Here is an 18,626-nt window from a genome sequence, read left to right on the forward strand (position 1 = left end):
TTAAAATTTTAATTCTACTTTTATTTGATTCCAATATTTTTTTCTTAATTCAACTGACTTTTTTGTATCGGTTTTTAATTCAATTACTGTAAAAATTTTTGAAGAAATTGCTGCTGCTAAATTTTTATGAAACCCTATATAAGATTTTAGATTTGAATAATTTCCGCCAAAACTTTTTACAATTTTTGAAAAGTTTAAATTTAACGGAGTATTAAAATATTCATCAAAATGATTTTTTGTGTTTGCAATCGGAAGCATGCTGAAAATTCCACCGCCATTATTATTTACCAAAATAATTATTAAAGGGATTTTCAAATCAGTTAAAGTTGATAATGCGGAAATGTTATGATAAAATGCTAAATCACCAATAACCAAAAATGTTTTCTCTTTTGATTGTGATGCAATTCCGGAAGCTGTTGAAATAATCCCGTCAATTCCGCTTGCGCCGCGATTTGTAAATATTTTTATATTATTTTTTTTCTTCGATGTAAAAAAATCAAATTCTCTAATCGGTAAACTATTGCTGATAAATAAATTTGAATTGTTTGGAATTATATTTAATAATTCATTTGGCCAATAAGGTTCTAAATTTATTTTTGAATTTTGCAAAATTGTATTCTTAATTTTCTCCGATTTTCTATCAAGATTAATAATTTTCTTTTTCCACTCAATTTTGTTTTGTGAATTTAGATTTTGTGAATTTAGAAATTCTAAAAATTCTTGCGAATCATTTTCAATAATTAAAGGTTTATTTTGTGATGGATCTTTTATGTCACCAAAACTATTTATTAAGATTTTTTTCGCTTTTGTGTTTTCCAAATATTTAAGAACACTTTGCGAAGTCGGCGCATTTCCAAATTGAATAATTAATTCTTCATTTAGATCTTGGTTTTGCAAAAACGCTGAATGATTTACAATAATGTTTTCATTTTTCGATTTCGTAAATCTTAAATCACTTGTGCCATCGACAAAAATTGGAATATTATTTTTAACGGAAAACTTTACTAATTCATTGTAAAATTTTTTATTAAAATTATCCCAACTACAGAAAATTGCAACTTTATTTGATTCTTTAATTTTTTCAGAAACATAAATAAATTGATTTGAAATTGATACTGATTCTATTGGGAAATATTTATTTTCTTGAACAAAATCGGAAACGCTGAAAATTATTTCATCACTAAAAGTTTCCGGTACTAAAGGTTTTTTAAACGGAAAATTAAAATGAATTGGTCCAATATTATTTTTACTTCCGGTTAAAATTCCTTCATCAATTTTTGAACAATAATTTTCAATTTCATTTTTATCTAAACTCGGTAAACCAAAATCACAAAAAAATCTTATATGATTTTTATAAATATCATCTTGATTTATTGTTTGGTTTGCGCCGGTATTTCTCAAATATTCCGGGCGATCGGCAGTACAAATTATTAAAGGAATTCTTTGATTGTAAGCTTCAATTATTGCCGGATAAAGTTCGACAACAGCGGTTCCGGAAGTAGTAACAATTGCAACCGGTTTATTTATTTTTTTAGAAATTCCAAGTGCAAAAAATCCCGAAGATCTTTCATCTACGTGAATATATTTTTTAAATTTTTTATGATTTGCAAAAGCTAATGTTAGTGGAGTATTACGAGAACCGGGAGAAACGCAAACATTCTGAATTCCGAATTGGGAAAGTTTTTCAACAAATAAACTTGACCAAAAATAATTACGATTGATAAATTTTTTCATCAACAAAAAGTGATAATATTGGTTTAAGTTTGATTTCTGATTCTTCAAATTCAGACTGTGGTTCCGAACCTTCAACTATTCCGCAGCCGGAATAGGCAAAAAGATTTTTATCTTTTATCAATGCTGAACGAATTGCAACAGCAAATTCTCCGTTTCCATTTAAATTAAACCAGCCAATATTTCCGGTGTATAATCCGCGATCATGTTTTTCAACTTTTAAAATATAATTTTGAGCAATTTCCCAAGGAGTTCCGCAAATTGCCGGCGTTGGATGTAAAATTAACAATACATCGAAAAGTTTAAAATCTTTTTTTAGCTTGGCTCTAATCGGAGTCCATAAATGTTGAATATTAGGAAGTTTTCTTATAATTGGTTTTTCATTAAAATAAATTTCATCAGAAATATTTTCAATTAAATTTGTAATAAAATTTACAACCGATTGTTGTTCATTTATATTTTTTTCACTTGTCAACAAAAATTGCTCAAAATTAAAATCCTCTTCAAGATTTTTCCCTCTTGGTGCAGAACCGGCAAGCGCATCAATTTCAATCCAACCTTCCGAAAACTTTGCTAATTTTTCCGGTGAAGCACCAATAAAAATTGAATTTTCTTTTTTGTAAGTAAATGTGTAACATCTTGGATATTTTGAACTTAATTCATCCAATAAAAATGAAATTTCTGGTGAGTTACTTAATGTAAAATTGACTTCTCTAGAAAGAACAACTTTACTAAAATTTCCAGCGGAAATATTTTGTAAAGCATCTTCAATTTGTGATTTCCACGTATTATATGAATTTGTATGAATTGGATCTTCAATTATTGCTTGAGAAAATTCATCAATTTCTTCAGAAAATAAATTTTGTAAAAGTTCAATTGATTTTGTTATTTCATTTTTTACTGTACTTTCATCATTTAATGAGTTACAAAAATTATAAATAATAAAATTTCCTTTTGAGTTTTTTAAAAATAATATTCTTGGAATAAACCAATCAGAATCATCAAAATCATTCCATTTTTCACTTTTTTGATTTGGCGCAAATTTAATTCCGCCCATAAAAATTGGAATGTTTTGAAATTCTTGCTGATTCCAATTTGTTATTAGATTGCAATCAAATTTTTTAATTTGATCATTTGTTTCGTTTAATCGGCTATTTCCATTTGCGGAAATTGTATAGATTGGATCAAATCCTAAAAATTCTTCATCCTCTGATAAAATTCGCCAATAGAAAAATATTTTATCTGCTATAAATTTGGAATCAGTAAATTTTGATATTTCAAGATTATCTAAATTAAATAAAAAGCTAAAAAGTTTATTTTTATCGCTATTTTTAAATAAATCTTTTGAAGAATTAAAAAAATTTATTAATTCTTTCTCGAATAATTTTATATTTTGCCGCACAATAATTTTTATGAATATTTATAGTAATGAACAAGTAATATAATTTTAATTTACGGAGCTTTCAACAAATTTTAAATTATTATATGAGAGAAGAAGAAATAGAAATTAATGGCATTTCGTACAAATACGAAATGCGAAAGTATGAATCCGCACGCAATATCAAGATAAAAATTAATAAAGATGGAATTATTAAAGTTTCTCTCCCAAATTACATACCATATTTAATGGCAAGAAAGTTTGTAAAAAACAATAACGATTGGATAACAAAAAAAATTGATGCTTTAAAATTTCAGAAAAACAAATATTATTATTTAGGTAATAATATTGATTTAATAAAAAAAGATAATATCAATAATAAAAACTTGAATTATATTTTTAAAAATGATAAATTAATAATCCAGAAAAATCCTAATGATAATTTTTCTGATAGTGACTTGTTCTTTAAATGGCTGAAAATACAAGCTGAGGATTACATTCCAAATAGAGTTCAAAAATTAGCTAAACTGCATAATTTTGATTATAAAAAATTGCAGTTGAAAAATTTGAATTCTCGTTGGGGTAGTTGTTCAATTAAAAAAATATTGTCTTTTAACGTAAAACTAATGTATTTTAATTACAAAGTTATTGATTATGTAATTGTTCACGAACTTTGTCATCTTAAAGAAATGAATCATTCGGCAAAATTCTGGAAATTAGTTAAAAGTATTATTCCAGATTACAATATATATAGGAAAGAATTAAATAAAATAATCCTATAATCTATAAAGGGGGTTCTATGGCAAAATCAACAAAAGAGCAACAGATTGTGGAGCTCTATAACTTAGTGGGCAAAGCTCATGATAAGTTAAAAAAAGTACAATCAAAACACCTTGGTGCTGAAAAATTAACTTCTCCTCAATTTGGCGTTTTAGATGTTTTGATGAAAAATGGTTCAATTCCTTTGAAGAAAATTAGCGACGAACTTATGGTTACAGGCGCTAATATTACTTGCGTTATGGATAACTTAGAAAAAGAAGATCTTGTTAAAAGAGTTCACTCTAAAACAGATCGTCGAGTTATCAACGCTGAGTTAACTCCAAAAGGAAAACAAAAACTAGATAAAATTTATCCCGAACATGTTAAAAGTCTCAACGAAGTTTCCAAAAAATTATCCGAAGTTGAGATGAAACAATTAACTGCTTTATTGGATAAATTAGCTTCTTAGTTTTTAAATACTATTCCAATCCACTCATCTTTTTGAAGGAATTCTAAGGCAGTATATCCAATTTGGGTGTACTGCTTTTTTATTTGTTCGTAATCCGTTTCTAATAAACCGCTTAAAATTAAAATTCCATTTTCCCGATTTACTTTTTTGAGGTCTTTATAAATTTCAATCAATATATGTTTATTAATATTTGCCAAAATTAAATCGAATTTTAAATGTTGTACTTTTTCAATTTCACCATTTATAATTTCTACATTTGCAACATTATTTTTTTCAATATTCTCTTTTGCATTTTCGTAACACAATTCATCATTATCAATACATATAACTTTTTCAGCGCCAAATTTTGATGCCGCAATTCCTAAAATTCCGGTTCCGCTTCCCAAATCCAAAACACTCTTTGCATTTGATATATATTTTTCCAACAACGTAAGCATTATTTTTGTTGTTTGATGTTCGCCGGTTCCAAAAGACATTTTGGGATCAATAGTTAAAATAATTTGATTTGGTTTTTCGGAATATTCTTTAAACGATGGTTTGATTACAAGTTTGTCCGAAACTTCAATAACATTAATTTTACTTTCCCATTCTTCATTCCAATTTTTCCATGCAAGATTTTCAAATTCAACAGAAAATGAATTTATTAATTTTTGATTTTTCAAATCAATTAATGATTTTTCAATTTCTTCAATATTCAAATCAGAATCTTCATAAACAAAAATTGTCAAATAATCATCATATTCATTAATTCCGAGAATGTCTAAATTCCATAAATTCCCAGAAAGTAAATCAACATTAAATGGCTCAGACTTAATCGTAAATTGTTTATAATTTTTCATCGCTAAAGTTTTATTTTACTTAAAAGAATACAAATTTTGTCTTGAAAATTTCTTGCAGTTTTTGAACTTCCAATAAAATTTTGAATCATAATTGAAAATGTAATTTCATGATTATTTGCAGTTTGAAGATATCCGGATAAAGCACTTACCCCGTTTAAAGTTCCGGTTTTTGCAAAAACATTTTTAAATGCTTTAGTATTTTTCATTCTATTAGATAAAGTTCCATCAACTCCGGCAATTGGAAAAGAGTTTTTTAAAATCTCATAATTCTTTTTTGAATTTTGATACATATATTTCAGCATTGAAATTAATAATTCCGCTGAAATTAAATTATAACGGGAAATTCCCGAGCCATCGGCTAAATTATAATCTTTTGAGTTTAAACCTATTTTATTAATTAAACTATCAATTAATTTTATTCCATTTTCTGATGAAGCCGGTTTACCGAAATTCTTTAAAGCCAATGCGCGTAAGGTCATTTCCGCACTTAGATTATCACTTTCTTTATTAAGATTTACAATTACGTCTTTGAATTTTCGTTCGTGAGTATAAATATGTTTAGCAAATTCCGGAACTGTTGCTGTATCAATTTTACCAAGAAATTCTATTTTCTGATTTTCTAATTTTTCTTTCAGCAGATATAAAAAAAATAATTCGGGATTAACAATATTAATTTTAGCAGTATCTTTTTTTGCACTTGTTGATAAACTACCTTTAACAATTATTTCATTTCCGCGACTTTGCCAATCGCGTGTAATTTCAAATTTTTCTGTTTCATTATTTGTTGTAACTGAAGTATTTGAAATATCAAAAAAATCTGTTTCGGGAATAATTTTAATTTTAGCTTCTTTATTTAATTCTCCGGGTTCAAATTCTATCTGCACGCAAGCATCATTTATAATTAGCGGAGTTAAATACGGAAAATCAGATGAAGGATCATCATCCCACATCCAGCCGCTTCCCCAAAATAATGAATCCATATTTGAAACATCGCCGTAAATATTTCCGCGAATTTCTTTAATTCCATAACCAATAATTTTGGAAACCAATGTATCTAAATCATCTGTTGAAAATTCTGGATCAAATCCGCCTTTAACAAAAATATCTCCGTAGCAAATTGAATCCATAATAATTCCGCTATGAAATACGGAAGTTTGAAAGGAATAATCCGCGCCTAAAAATTCTAACGCTGAAGTAGTTGTTAAAATTTTCATATTTGATGCGGGCGTTAAAAGTAGCTTTTCATTTTTTTGATAAAGTAATTTATCATCTGTTAAATCATAAATTGAAACAGCCAACATGGAAGATTTAAAGAAATCATCTTCAAATATTTTGTCGATTTCTTCTTCAATTTCTTTGTTAAATTCTTGAGCAAAAATTGGTAAAGAAAAAATCAAAAATGCGAAAAGAAATTCAGTTATTTTTTTCATTAAAAATACTCTCGTTCTCTAAATTCAACACCTATTTTATTTAGTACAAAATCCTTTGCTTTTTCTTTATCTACTTCATCCAAACCAACAATTGATAAAACCACTCTTGTATAATTTTTTGCTTTTTGTGCAAAATCAATCATCTCTTTGTGCATTTCCGGAGAAACTCTCATTAGTTCGGCATATTGATTTGGATCTGTAGAATTAAGGCTTATCGAAACAACATCTATAGTTCCGGCAAACTCCGGAGTAATATCTTTTTTATTAATGTAATTTCCATGACCATCAGTATTTATTCTTGTGCTTCCTCCATTTTCTTTAACATATTTTGCAATTTGTTTTACAACATCCCATCTAATTGTAGGTTCGCCGTAACCGCAGAAAACAATTTCTTTATATTTTTTTGGATCACCAATTTCATTTATGTAAACTTCTGCTTCCGGTTCTTCCGATTTTTTCATTTTCAGATTATAACCTTTCATCACGGCTTCACCTTTTCTATCGCAAAAAACACAATCGGCATTACATCTATTTGTAACATTTATGTAAAGTGAATTTCCAATTTTATATGTGAAACTAACTTTAGCTTTTTCTCCAATACCATAAAGGCGATAAACGTTATAATTAGTAATTCGCGAAACATCAACAATAGAAACATTTTGCACTTCCGCAATTGTTTCTGCAATTAAAGGGATATAAGAAGGTTCATTTCTTTGTCCACGATAAGGAACCGGCGTCATAAAAGGTGAATCTGTTTCCAATAATAAATTTTCTAACGCAACACTTTTTAAAATTTCTCTAAGTTGATCAGCTTTCTTAAAAGTAACATTTCCGGTGAAAGATAAGTAATGTCCCATTGCAGTAAGCTCTGCGGCATCTTCTTTGCTTCCGGCAAAACAGTGAAAATGACATTTTAAATTTGTATTCAAATAAGATCTAATAATTGTCATAATATCTTCATTGGATTCTCTGTTATGAACAATTATTGGTTTGTTAACTTTTAAAGCCAAATCAATTTGTGCTTTGAATGCTTTGATCTGAATTTCTTTTGGTGAAAAATCATAATAATAATCCAAACCAATTTCACCGATTGCAACAACTTTAGGATGTTTAGAAAATTCTTCCAAAATTTCCAAATCTGAATCTTTCCATTCTTTTGTATCATGAGGATGAACACCAACCGCAGCATAAACTTCATCAAATTGTTCTGCCAATTCAATAGCTTTTTTCGATGTTCCCAAATCAGTTCCCGGAACTAAAATATAATTTACACCGGCAAGTTTTGCTCTTTCAATAATCTGCTCAATTTCGCCATCAAAATTTGGATAAAATAAATGGGCATGTGTATCTACAAACATTTTTACTCCAATCTAAATCCGAAAAGTTTAAAAAATTTCACCAATTACAATTGGGTTTTCATTTAAACTTTTACACAGATTTTGAATTTCATTTAAATCACTTTTATTAATAATTGCAATTAACCCAATTCCCATATTAAAAACCATTCGCATTTCTTCATCATCAATATTTCCGGTATTCTGAATAAGATTAAATATTGCGGGAATTTTCCACGAGTTCCAATCAATTTTAATATTCAAATTTTTGGGAACAACACGTTTTGTATTTCCGATTATTCCCCCGCCGGTTATGTGCGAAAATCCTTTTATATCAAAATTTTGAATTAAGTTTTGAATAATATTTAAATATGATTTATGAACTTTCAGTAATTCAGATTTTAAATTTGAATTTATTTGTGGAATATTTTCATCAAGATTAAATTTTGAAAATAGAACTTTTCTTGCAAGCGAATATCCGTTTGTATGCAATCCGTTTGATTCAAATCCAATTAGCAGATTTCCTTTTTCAATATTCTTTCCATCAATAATTTTAGATTTATCAACAATTCCTACAATTGTTCCCGAAAGATCATAATCTTTTTCATTATAAAGTCCGGGCATTTCTGCGGTTTCGCCGCCGATTAAAGCAACATTATTTTCTTTACAAGCATTTGCAAAACCACTCACAATTTCAGCGGCAACTTCAGAATTTAATTTTCCGAAAGCCATATAATCCATAAAATATTTTGGCTTGGCTCCGCAAACCGCAATATCATTTACACAATGATTTACCAAATCTTGCCCAACTGTATTATGTATTCCCGAATCTATTGCAACTTTAAGTTTTGTTCCAACTCCATCAACACTTGAAACTAAAACCGGATTTTTACATTCGTTCAAATCAATTTCATAAAACGCACCAAAATGCCCAATTCCCGAAAGAACATTTTTGTTAAAAGTTGAATTTACAAGAGTTTTAATTTTTTCAACGGTTTCATCACCAGCTTTAATATCAACACCGGAATCTTTATAGCTATTTTTCAATCTAATAATTTCCTTATTTATTTAAGAATTTTGCGTAAAAATTTTTTGAAACATCAATTATAATTATAAAGTAAAATGATGCAAAAAGATAAATTTTTATGCTTCTAATTTAACGTAAATAAGTGAATTTTTTTTAGGATTTTGGTAAATTTATAGGTTTATTTTATCAACTTATTATTGCTATGAATGTGGATTTATTAAAAGAACGCGAAAAATCAATTTTAACATATGTGATTCAGCAATTTATTCTAACTGCAAATCCGGTTGGATCAAGAAATCTTGCCAAAAAATTTGGAATCGGATTTTCTCCGGCAACTGTAAGAAATATTATGTCAGATTTGGAAGAATCCGGACTTTTAGGTCATCCGCATACTTCGGCTGGAAGAATTCCTACTGATTTGGGTTACAGATATTATGTAAATTCATTAATGGATTCTCCGCAATTGCCAAAATCCGATGTTGATTTTATTGAATCACAGCTTGAGCAATTAAATTTTGATACAAATGAAATTTTAAAAGTAACTTCATCAATCTTGAGCAGTTTAACAAATCAGCTTGCTTATGTAAGTTATCCAAAATTTGGGAATGCAATTTTAGAAAGATTGCGTTTGGTAGAAGTTTCAAGTTCCAGAATTCTTGTTGTAATCACAATAAATTCCGGAATGATAAGAACAATTACTTTGGAAATAAATAGCGGATTTGATAGAAAAAGTTTAAAGACAATTGAAAGATTATTAAATGAAAGACTTTCCGGATTAACATTTTCGGAAATTAGAGAAACCGTAACCGAAAGAATTAAAAATATTTCGTCATCGGAATTCAAACCGGTAATTAGAGTTTTTTTAGATTCAGTTGCGGAAATTTTTACGGATGTTCGTTCAAATGAAGATTCAATAATTACGGGAACAAAAAATTTATTAACCCAGCCGGAATTTATTGATCATAAAAAATTAAGCAGCATAATTGAATTAATTGAAGATAAAGATATTATAATTCATTTTATGGATGAAAACGTTAATAGAAATTCCGGAGAAGTTTCTATAACAATCGGAAGCGAAAGTAAAGAAGAAAAACTTAATGATTACAGCATTATTATAAAAGAATATAATATTGGACAAGTAGCCGGAAGTATTGGAATTATTGGTCCAAAACGAATGAGATATTCTCACACAATTGCATCAGTTGTAGAAATGGCGGAAGTATTATCAAAAATTTTTAATAAATAAAATTTAAAAACTTGAGGAAATTAATGAGCGAAACACAAAAAGAAAATAATGAAGAATTAGAAAATAAAGTTGAACAAAATGAAGAAGTAAATGAAGAAATTATTGATTCAAAAGAAGAAATAAATTCCGAAAAAATTGAAGAAAAAGCTGAAGAAATTGTAGAAAATAAAATTGCAGAATATGAAGAAAAAAATAAATCGCTTCAAGATTTACTTTTACGAAAAGCTGCCGAATTTGAAAATTACAAGCGTCGGACAGAAAACGATCAATTAAATTTGATGAAATATGCAGCGGAATCTTTCATTATAAAAATTCTTCCAATTTATGATGATCTTCAAAGATCGGTTCAACATTTAGGTGAAGATAGTTTTGAATCCGTTAAAAATGGATTAAAATTAGTTTTAGATAAATTTACAAAAACGTTGGATGATCAAGGAATTAAAAAAATTGAAGCGAAAGGTCAAGAATTTAATGTGGATTTTCACGAAGCTTTGCTGCAACAGCCATCAAAAGAAGTTCCGCCAAATACGGTAATTGAAGAAGTTGATCCGGGATATTTTTATAAAGATAGAGTTATAAAGCATGCAAAAGTTATTGTAAGTAAAGAGGTTGAAGAATAGTATATTTCAGAATTGATTTTGTTAAATAAAGGAATTAAATGAGTAAAAGAGATTATTATGAAATTTTAGGTGTTTCCAAAGATGCATCTAACGATGAAATAAAAAAAGCTTATAGAAAATTGGCAATGCAATATCACCCGGATAAAAATCCGGATGATAAAGCCTCTGAAGAAAAATTTAAAGAAGCCGCTGAAGCTTATGAAGTTTTAAGCAATTCTGAAAAAAGATCAAAATATGATAGATTCGGTCATAATGGATTACGAGGCGGACAAGATTTTCATAGTTACCAAAATGTTAATGATATATTCAGCCATTTTTCTGATATATTTGGCGGAGGTTTTGGCGGTTCATCAATTTTTGATGATTTATTTAATACCGGAAGATCCGGCAGAGGAAGACAAAGCTCAACCGGAACGCCCGGTTCTGATTTAAAAGTTTCACTAAAATTAACTTTAGAAGAAATTGCTTCCGGAGTTTCGAAAACAATTAAGATTAAAAAACATACGCAATGTTCAAACTGTAATGGAACTGGAGCAAATAGTAGTTCCGGATTTAAAACTTGTTCAGTTTGTAACGGAGCCGGCGAAGTTAGGGAAGTTTCCAGATCAATATTTGGACAATTTGTAAATATTTCTGTTTGCCATAATTGCAAAGGAACCGGAAAAATTATTTCAGATCCTTGTAGAACTTGTTCCGGAGATGGAAGAGTTCATGAGGAATCAAAAATAAAAGTCAACGTTCCCGCCGGAGTTACAAACAATAGTTATATGACAATGCGCGGCGAAGGAAATGCCGGAAAAAATGGCGGTCCGGCTGGTGATATTATTGTTGTTTTTCAAGAAATTGAACATGAATATTTCCTTAGAGACGGTGATGATTTAATTTATGATCTTTTCCTAAGCTTCCCGGATATTGTTATGGGAACTTCAATTGAAATTCCTACAATTAACGGAAGAGCAAGTTTAAAAATTGAACCCGGAACTCAGCCCGGAAAATTTCTAAAAATGCGCGGCAAAGGAATTCCGCATTTAAATCAGCATGGATCGGGCGATCAATTGGTTAGAATTAATATTCATGTTCCCGAAAAGATTAATTCTAAAGAAAAAGAACTGCTTAAAGAATTAGGCAAATTGCCAAATATAATTAGCGCAAATAGATAATACTTTTTCAAATTGTTGAGCTTATTTTGAAAGATTTATCAAAATATATTTCTCGTAAGCTAAGTTTAACAACGCAAGAAATTAAATCTGGTGCGTTTATTTTAATTATTTTGGTTTTAGGATTTTCAATAAAGTTTACAAATCTGAAAATTTCGGAAGAACCATCTAAAAAATATAATTTTATTTTTTTTGATAGTTTAAGCAAAGCAATAGAACTTGAACAAAAATCAATACAATATGATCATAAAATTGTTGAAAAAAGAGTTGATTCTGACCAAGAACTTTCAGATTTTAGTGTAAAGAAATTAGATTCAAATAAGAAAATCAGCAATAATTTAAAGAAGAATAGTATTAATATAAATACTGCTTCCATTATTGAATTAACGAAATTACCGGGAATTGGTCCAAAAACAGCCGAAAAAATTATTGAGTTAAGAAATAAAAGAAGTGGTTTTAAAAAAAATGAAGAATTGTTGGATGTAAAAGGAATTGGTCAAAAAAAATTTAATGCAATTGCAAATTATTTATACATCGAAAAATAAGAAATTCTATTATCCGGAGGAAAAATGAATCAAAAGAGTGAACCATGGTATATACATGCTGCGTTATATGTAGTTATCGCTATTCTGGTTTTAATACTTATCAAGGTGGCAATTATTGATCCTACAGATTACATTGACAAGGAAAAATATTATTCTGAAGAATCACATTTAAGAATGAGCAATATTAGACAAGCACAAATCTTATGGGAAAAAAAGAATAAAAATTTTACTGATGATTTAAGTGCGTTAATCAACTTTGTTAAAAATGACAATGATGTTGTTAATTTAATTAATGGTGTTGATTCTTTAACAAATAAATCTACAAACCCATTTGCAATTTTAACAGTTGGTTCTTTTGTTCCGGAATCTTTAATGTATTCACCAAAATCTCATCAACCTTTTGTTCTCAAAATTGATACTACAATGACCATTGATACTGTAATAAATGTCCGTGGACAAATTTTAAAAGTTGATTCAACAACTATTATTGGCTCAAATTATTTTCTTGAAAGCCCTGATGGATATGGAACAATTGGCGAATTAGATAATCCAAAGAAAAAACACTCAGCTTCTTGGGAATAAATATTGGATGACTGACTTAACTAATCAAGTTGGTATTAATATTTCTAATACCTCAATTCAATTAGTTGAGATTAGTAATAAAAAAAACAAAGTTTATTTGGAGAATGTTGATGAAGAATTTTTTGAGGAAAACTTAGAACCGAACCTTAAAGAACCAAAATTCATCCACATTCTTCAAAATGCATTTAACGAAATTCTTTTACGTAAACCTCTTGTCACTTCAAAAGTTTTAATTTCATTACCTCTAAATTTTTTCAAAATTTTCGAAATTCCGGTTGATAAAAATCTTACCAAAAATGATTTAACAGAATATTGTAATTGGGAATTTTCTAAACTTTTTCCGACGGAAAATATTAAAGATTATAGCCTCCAAAAAATAAATTTGGAAACTCCAACTTATCAGCCGTTTCTTAGGTTTATGATTTATGCGATTAAGAAAGACTTGTTAAAACGAATTTTTAAATTTTGCGTAAGAAATAATCTCACTCTTAAATCAATAGATATTTCTCATATTTCCGCTAATTCTTTATTGGCGTATAATAATCCGCAATTAAATTGCTTTTCGTTGTGGATTGATGAAAAAAATATTTCTTCAATTTATATTGTGAACAGTAATATTGTTTTTTCAAAATCAAAAAATTATTTAAATATTTCGGAAGTGATGCTTTATATAAAAGATATTTTTTCAGAGATTGAAAATAGAAATCTTATGAAAAGTAAAATTACAGAAATATTTTTCCTCGGTTCAACAATCAGCAATGAGCTTATTAATAATTTAAAAAATTCATGTGAGTGTAATCTAAAAATAATAAATCCCTTTGATGAACTAAATCTTGATGTTACACATCTTAAAAATTCGATAAACGTAAACTCAACAAAATTCAATGCTGCATTAGGAATGGCGCTTAGATTAATATCATGAGGATAATCGCTGGAAGTTTGAAAGGCAGAATAATTAAATTTCCCAAATCAAATTTGGTTAGACCAACAACAGATAAAAATAAGGAATCAATATTTAATTATCTAAATAACATTATTGATTTTGAAAATATTATTGCTTGTGATTTATATGCCGGAACCGGTTCGCTAGGATTAGAAATTATTAGCCGAGGAGCAAAAGAAGTTCATTTTGTTGAAAATAATTTTGTTGTTTACAAAAATATTTTAGCAAATATTGAAATATTAAAGGTTGAAGAATTTTGTAAAACTTTTAAAATGACATCATTAAAATTTACGAGTAATGGAAATCATCAAAAGTATGATTTAATAATTGCTGATCCTCCGTTTTTTAAAGATGATGTTTACTTGGTCTATAAAAATATTATTGAAAATAATTTATTAAATGAAGACGGAATTCTAATTATTGAAAGATCGATTCAAACAGAAACTGAAGATGTGAGAAATTTTAACTTAACTCCAATTAAAAAATTAGGAGACAGTTTAATTTATCAATTCACGAAATAATATTTTTTATAATTTTAATTAACAAAGAAGAAATAAATATGAAAATTGTAATTTATCCCGGTACATTTGATCCCGTTACAAACGGACACATAGATGTTATAAAAAGAGCAATTGATTTGTTTGATAAAGTTGTGGTAACTGTTGCGAGAAACCCAATCAAATCACCTATGTTTACAGTAGAAGAAAGATTGGTAATGCTTAAAGAAAGTCTTAAAGAATTTAAAAATGTTCAGGTTGATTCGTTTGAAGGTTTAGTTGTTGATCACGCAAAAGAAGTTGGCGCAATTGGAATTATAAGAGGTTTGAGAGCTATCAGCGATTTTGAATATGAATTTCAAATGGCATTGATGAATAGAAAATTAGATGAAAATTTACGAACCGTTTTTCTTATGCCGCACGAAAAATACACATATCTTAACTCAACAATTGTAAGAAATTTAGCGCAATTTAATAGTGATATTTCTGATTTCGTTCCGCCGATTGTTAGCAAAATGTTACAGAATAAAAGTCAAAAAAGTGAAATTCCCAAACAAGATATAAGAGATCAATAAATTAAATTTTATACGTATTGATATTTAGATTTAGGTTTTGAATATTCTCTTTTCTCAAATTCATTTGGAATTTCATCAGAGTAGTCAAGCTGAAATTTATTAACTATTGCTTGTAAATTTTCCGTCAATTTATTTAAGTTTTCCGCAGCTTCACTTATTTGTCCGGTGCTTTCTGTCGCTTGCTGAGTTACAGTTTGAATTAGTTCAACGTTCTGTGCTATTTGCTGACTTGTAGCGTTTTGTTCTTCACTTGCCGCTGCAAGCTGGTTTATTAGTGATGTAACTTCATCCGTATTCATAATAATTTCTTTAAGCGCATTTCCTGCATCGACAGCTAAAGTTTTTCCTTTTTCAACTTCTTGTTTTCCTTTATCGATTGCTTCAACTGCACCTGTTGTATCTTCCTGAATTCGTTTTATCATTTGTTTAATTTCATTTGTAGCACTCGTTGTACGTTCAGCTAATTTTCTAACTTCATCGGCAACAACAGCAAATCCTCTTCCGTGTTCACCAGCGCGTGCTGCTTCAATAGCCGCATTTAGTGCCAATAAATTTGTTTGATCTGCAATTTCATTAATTACTTGGATAATTGCACCAATTTGGTTGCTTGATTTTCCAAGTTCTTCAATTGTAATAGCTGACTTTATTACAACATCTGCAATTCTATTAATTCCTTCAACGGTTTCTTTCACAACTCTTCCGCCGTTTCTAGCTTTGTTACCAGCTTGTTCTGCAGTCTTTGCAGCTTCGCTTGCATTTTTTGTGCTGTCTGTAATTGTTCTTGTCATTTCATCAATAGATGATACAACTTCACTTGTTTGTGAATTTTGTTCACCCGCTCCAGCAGCCATTTCTATCGTCTTTGATTGAATTTGATTTGCCGATGATGCTAATTCTTCTGTACTTAATTTAACTCTGCCAATTATTTCACTTAATGATACAGCAACTTTATTTACATCATTTTTAATATTCTCATAATCACCTTTATAATTTCCAATCATTTTTGTTCTAAAATCTCCATTAGCCATTAAAGCTAAAACTTTTCTTGCCTCATCAATTGGTTCTATTGTAGATTTTCTAATTTTGTTAAATCCTTCTAATATTCTTGCCCAGCCGCCATCAAAACTTTCTGATCGCATTTTAAATTGTAAGTCGCCTTTTTCATTTGCGTCTAACATTTTGTCAATTTCATCTAACATATTTTCAATTGTAATAACTTCACTATTAAATGCTTTTGCTAAACTATCTTTTTGCGAGGCTTCATTTACTTTTTCTAAACTTCCTTCGGCAATTTTCTTAGCTGCATTTATCTTCTCAATCTGAGTTTCTTTAAACTGATCCGCAATTTCCATGAGTTTTCCAAACTCATCTTTGGAACGACTTTTTATTTCAAATTCAAAATTACCTAATGAGAATTCTTTAAATATATTTACAAATTCACTTATTGGTTTACTTAATTTTGGCGCAAGCATAAATACGCTGAACATCAATACAATTGTTCCGGCAATCATTCCAGTAATTAAAAATCTTAAAGCATTTTCTTCAGCTTGCGAAAATTGTTGGTTAAGTTTTGTTGATTGAATTTCAAGCTCACTTACTACTTTATCAAAATGATTAACTAACTTTGATCCGTATTCTTCGCCGGAGGTTGTAGAAATTACAGCTGCCATATCATACATTCCGGAAGCAGATGCACTAATAATAGCATCGGCAACTATATTTTTGTATTCACTCCAAGTAGCTTTAATGATTCCAAATTGTTTCTTAAAATCTTCGCTGGTAATTTCATTTTGAAGTGTATCTAAATACTCATCAATTTTTATTTTGTGTGAATTATATTCTGCAATATTTTTTGTAAACTCCGTTGAAAATTCAGCAATAGAAAGTTTCAGCATAATAAATTGCGTTTTCTGAAATTCGCTGTATAAATCATCAATATGTCCTTTTGGAGTAATAAAATCGGTGTATAATGCTGCTTTAGAATTTTTCATTTTATTTATTTGATACATATCGCTTAAAGCAATAAGTGTCGAAATTGTACCAAGTAATAAAAACCCAAGTTGAATTTTTCGGACAAATTTTAAATTTTTTATAAAGCTTAACATGTTTACCTTCTTTTTAGGAAATTTTAAATTGAATTTGTAAAGACATTTTCACTTTAACATTTTTACCGCCGGATTTACCCGGAGCGAATTTACTTTTTTTAACAGCTTCAACCGTAGCTTCATCACAGCCGGCACCAATTCCCTTAACAACTTTAACATCATCAACTGTCCCATTTTCATCAATAAATGCTAAAACATAAACTTTACCTTGCACTCCGGCTTTTTGAGCTAACTCGGGATATTTTATTAGTTTATAAACTGATTCAAGTCCGCCAACAGGTTCCGGCATTTGTTCAGCAAAAGCTAAATATTCATCATTTTGTTGTATTCCATAATAATTTGAATTTTCAGCAAACGTGTTAATTATTGTTAACAGAATAATTAATAATAATTTTTTGTACATATTTTCCCTCTATATTTTTCAACAAGGAATTATCGAGGATATTGAATTGAAGTTTAAATTGGAGTTTTAATTTGTTGCGAACGGTAATATTTTGTTGTAAGTGGTAAGTTGAATGAAATAATTTAAAATTTACTTAAATCATTTTTCAATTATTTTTATCACGTCATTTAAATTTTCTGCAATATGATCAATATATAAATTAAAATTTTCTGGAATCGGAATTTTTGTTTTTCCAGTAAGAATTAAAATTGTTTCAGCATTTAACTCTTTTGCTCCTTTCATATCTGTTTCTAAATCATCCCCTAACATTATAAATTTTGAATTTTCATCAAATCCATTTTTTTTTAACGCTGATTTGAAATATAACTTTGAAGGCTTACCAATTAAAGTTGCATTTGTTGAAGTTGCAAATTCAATTCCATGAATAAAAGGTCCTGCATCTAACTGAATTCCTATTCCCGGAACATTCCAAAATTTATTTTTATGAACTGCAATTAATTCTGCTCCATTTCTGATATATTCAAAAATTGTTTGCATTAATTTGTAATTCCAATTTGCGCCAATATCGCCAAGTAAAACCGCTTCGGGATTTTCATATTCCAAAAACTCGGAAAATTTACCAATTACATTTTCAGAAGTATAAATTGCGGCTTTTTTATATTTTCCTTTTATATAATCATAAGCGGCATCAATTGCGGTAATTATGGGAATTTTAATTTCAATTTTATTCGAATAAAAAAAATTTCTAATTTGATCTGAAGTATATAAAGACGAATTGCTTAAAATACACGAAGGAATTTTATTTGTTTCAATAAAATTTATAAATTCTTTGCAATGTTCAGCTAATGAATTTCCAACTCGTAAAACTCCATCCAAATCTATTAATATTGGTTTTTGCATATTTTAATCTACAAACAAATTCTAAAACTCAAAAGAATCATTTAAAGTTAAATTGGATGTTTTTCTCTTTCTTTTAGCTTGACAAA

Annotated in this window: 19 protein-coding genes; 10 read left to right on the top strand and 9 right to left on the bottom strand. The window is 28.6% G+C overall.

Annotated elements, in window-relative coordinates; genetic code table 11:
• Together menD and IPH62_03700 are read right to left on the bottom strand one after the other, a co-directional pair.
• Positions 1-1,734: a 2-succinyl-5-enolpyruvyl-6-hydroxy-3-cyclohexene-1-carboxylic-acid synthase gene (menD, locus tag IPH62_03695; GenBank protein ID MBK7104368.1), complete on the bottom strand. Its 1,734-nt coding sequence runs from the start codon at positions 1,732-1,734 to the stop codon at positions 1-3.
• The gene (locus IPH62_03700) at positions 1,712-3,133 is read right to left on the bottom strand and encodes an isochorismate synthase (GenBank protein ID MBK7104369.1); all 1,422 of its coding nucleotides are present in this window, start codon (positions 3,131-3,133) and stop codon (positions 1,712-1,714) included. Before IPH62_03700 ends, menD begins: the two co-directional genes overlap by 23 nt.
• Before the next feature lie 83 nt (positions 3,134-3,216).
• Between IPH62_03700 and IPH62_03705 the strand changes: the two genes are divergently transcribed.
• Both IPH62_03705 and IPH62_03710 read left to right on the top strand, forming a co-directional pair.
• Positions 3,217-3,891 carry a M48 family metallopeptidase gene (locus IPH62_03705; protein ID MBK7104370.1) on the top strand — a complete coding sequence of 225 codons (675 nt, stop codon included), beginning with the start codon at positions 3,217-3,219 and terminating at the stop codon, positions 3,889-3,891.
• Positions 3,892-3,908: 17 nt separating this feature from the next.
• Positions 3,909-4,337, top strand: coding sequence for a MarR family transcriptional regulator (locus IPH62_03710; protein ID MBK7104371.1), 429 nt, complete (start codon positions 3,909-3,911; stop codon positions 4,335-4,337).
• Here the strand turns inward: IPH62_03710 and prmA are convergent.
• Genes prmA through IPH62_03730 form a run of 4 tightly spaced genes read right to left on the bottom strand, consistent with a single transcriptional unit; the run spans position 4,334 to position 8,987 of the window.
• Positions 4,334-5,176: a 50S ribosomal protein L11 methyltransferase gene (gene prmA, locus IPH62_03715; GenBank protein ID MBK7104372.1), complete on the bottom strand. Its 843-nt coding sequence runs from the start codon at positions 5,174-5,176 to the stop codon at positions 4,334-4,336. The two genes, IPH62_03710 and prmA, sit on opposite strands and share 4 nt — an antisense overlap.
• A gap of 2 nt (positions 5,177-5,178) precedes the next feature.
• Positions 5,179-6,606 (bottom strand): D-alanyl-D-alanine carboxypeptidase/D-alanyl-D-alanine-endopeptidase, encoded by a 1,428-nt coding sequence (dacB, locus tag IPH62_03720; protein MBK7104373.1) that lies wholly within the window; start codon positions 6,604-6,606, stop codon positions 5,179-5,181.
• Entirely contained in the window at positions 6,606-7,964 is a 1,359-nt protein-coding gene (locus tag IPH62_03725; GenBank protein ID MBK7104374.1) for a YchF/TatD family DNA exonuclease, read from the bottom strand. Before IPH62_03725 ends, dacB begins: the two co-directional genes overlap by 1 nt.
• A 27-nt stretch (positions 7,965-7,991) precedes the next feature.
• The gene (locus tag IPH62_03730; GenBank protein ID MBK7104375.1) at positions 7,992-8,987 is read right to left on the bottom strand and encodes a phosphoribosylformylglycinamidine cyclo-ligase; all 996 of its coding nucleotides are present in this window, start codon (positions 8,985-8,987) and stop codon (positions 7,992-7,994) included.
• 182 nt (positions 8,988-9,169) lie between these two features.
• Between IPH62_03730 and hrcA the strand changes: the two genes are divergently transcribed.
• The 8 genes from hrcA to coaD are packed head-to-tail and all read left to right on the top strand — an operon-like array spanning position 9,170 to position 15,132.
• Entirely contained in the window at positions 9,170-10,213 is a 1,044-nt protein-coding gene (gene hrcA / locus IPH62_03735) for a heat-inducible transcription repressor HrcA (GenBank protein ID MBK7104376.1), read from the top strand.
• 23 nt (positions 10,214-10,236) lie between these two features.
• Positions 10,237-10,833, top strand: a complete 597-nt coding sequence (locus tag IPH62_03740) for a nucleotide exchange factor GrpE (GenBank protein ID MBK7104377.1) — start codon at positions 10,237-10,239, stop codon at positions 10,831-10,833.
• A gap of 38 nt (positions 10,834-10,871) precedes the next feature.
• Positions 10,872-11,993 (top strand): molecular chaperone DnaJ, encoded by a 1,122-nt coding sequence (gene dnaJ / locus IPH62_03745; GenBank protein MBK7104378.1) that lies wholly within the window; start codon positions 10,872-10,874, stop codon positions 11,991-11,993.
• A complete protein-coding gene (locus IPH62_03750; GenBank protein ID MBK7104379.1) occupies positions 11,990-12,535 on the top strand; it encodes a helix-hairpin-helix domain-containing protein in 546 nt (181 codons plus the stop codon). Before dnaJ ends, IPH62_03750 begins: the two co-directional genes overlap by 4 nt.
• Before the next feature lie 24 nt (positions 12,536-12,559).
• Positions 12,560-13,117: a hypothetical protein gene (locus IPH62_03755; protein MBK7104380.1), complete on the top strand. Its 558-nt coding sequence runs from the start codon at positions 12,560-12,562 to the stop codon at positions 13,115-13,117.
• Positions 13,118-13,124: 7 nt separating this feature from the next.
• On the top strand, positions 13,125-14,039 hold the full coding sequence (gene pilM / locus IPH62_03760) for a pilus assembly protein PilM (GenBank protein ID MBK7104381.1): 915 nt from the start codon (positions 13,125-13,127) through the stop codon (positions 14,037-14,039).
• A complete protein-coding gene (gene rsmD / locus IPH62_03765) occupies positions 14,036-14,581 on the top strand; it encodes a 16S rRNA (guanine(966)-N(2))-methyltransferase RsmD (GenBank protein ID MBK7104382.1) in 546 nt (181 codons plus the stop codon). The genes pilM and rsmD overlap by 4 nt, the downstream gene beginning before the upstream one ends.
• A gap of 38 nt (positions 14,582-14,619) precedes the next feature.
• Positions 14,620-15,132, top strand: coding sequence for a pantetheine-phosphate adenylyltransferase (gene coaD, locus IPH62_03770; protein ID MBK7104383.1), 513 nt, complete (start codon positions 14,620-14,622; stop codon positions 15,130-15,132).
• 8 nt (positions 15,133-15,140) lie between these two features.
• On the opposite strand, the gene IPH62_03775 is transcribed toward coaD, so the two are convergent.
• The 3 genes from IPH62_03775 to IPH62_03785 all read right to left on the bottom strand — a co-directional run bounded on the left by IPH62_03775 (position 15,141) and on the right by IPH62_03785 (position 18,540).
• Positions 15,141-17,237, bottom strand: a complete 2,097-nt coding sequence (locus tag IPH62_03775) for a methyl-accepting chemotaxis protein (GenBank protein MBK7104384.1) — start codon at positions 17,235-17,237, stop codon at positions 15,141-15,143.
• A gap of 13 nt (positions 17,238-17,250) precedes the next feature.
• A complete protein-coding gene (locus tag IPH62_03780; protein ID MBK7104385.1) occupies positions 17,251-17,640 on the bottom strand; it encodes an energy transducer TonB in 390 nt (129 codons plus the stop codon).
• Between the two features lie 138 nt (positions 17,641-17,778).
• A complete protein-coding gene (locus IPH62_03785; GenBank protein MBK7104386.1) occupies positions 17,779-18,540 on the bottom strand; it encodes an HAD hydrolase-like protein in 762 nt (253 codons plus the stop codon).
• Between the last annotated feature and the right edge of the window lie 86 nt (positions 18,541-18,626).

The organism is Ignavibacteriota bacterium (assembly GCA_016708125.1).
In the GTDB taxonomy this organism is placed as follows: domain Bacteria; phylum Bacteroidota; class Ignavibacteria; order Ignavibacteriales; family Melioribacteraceae.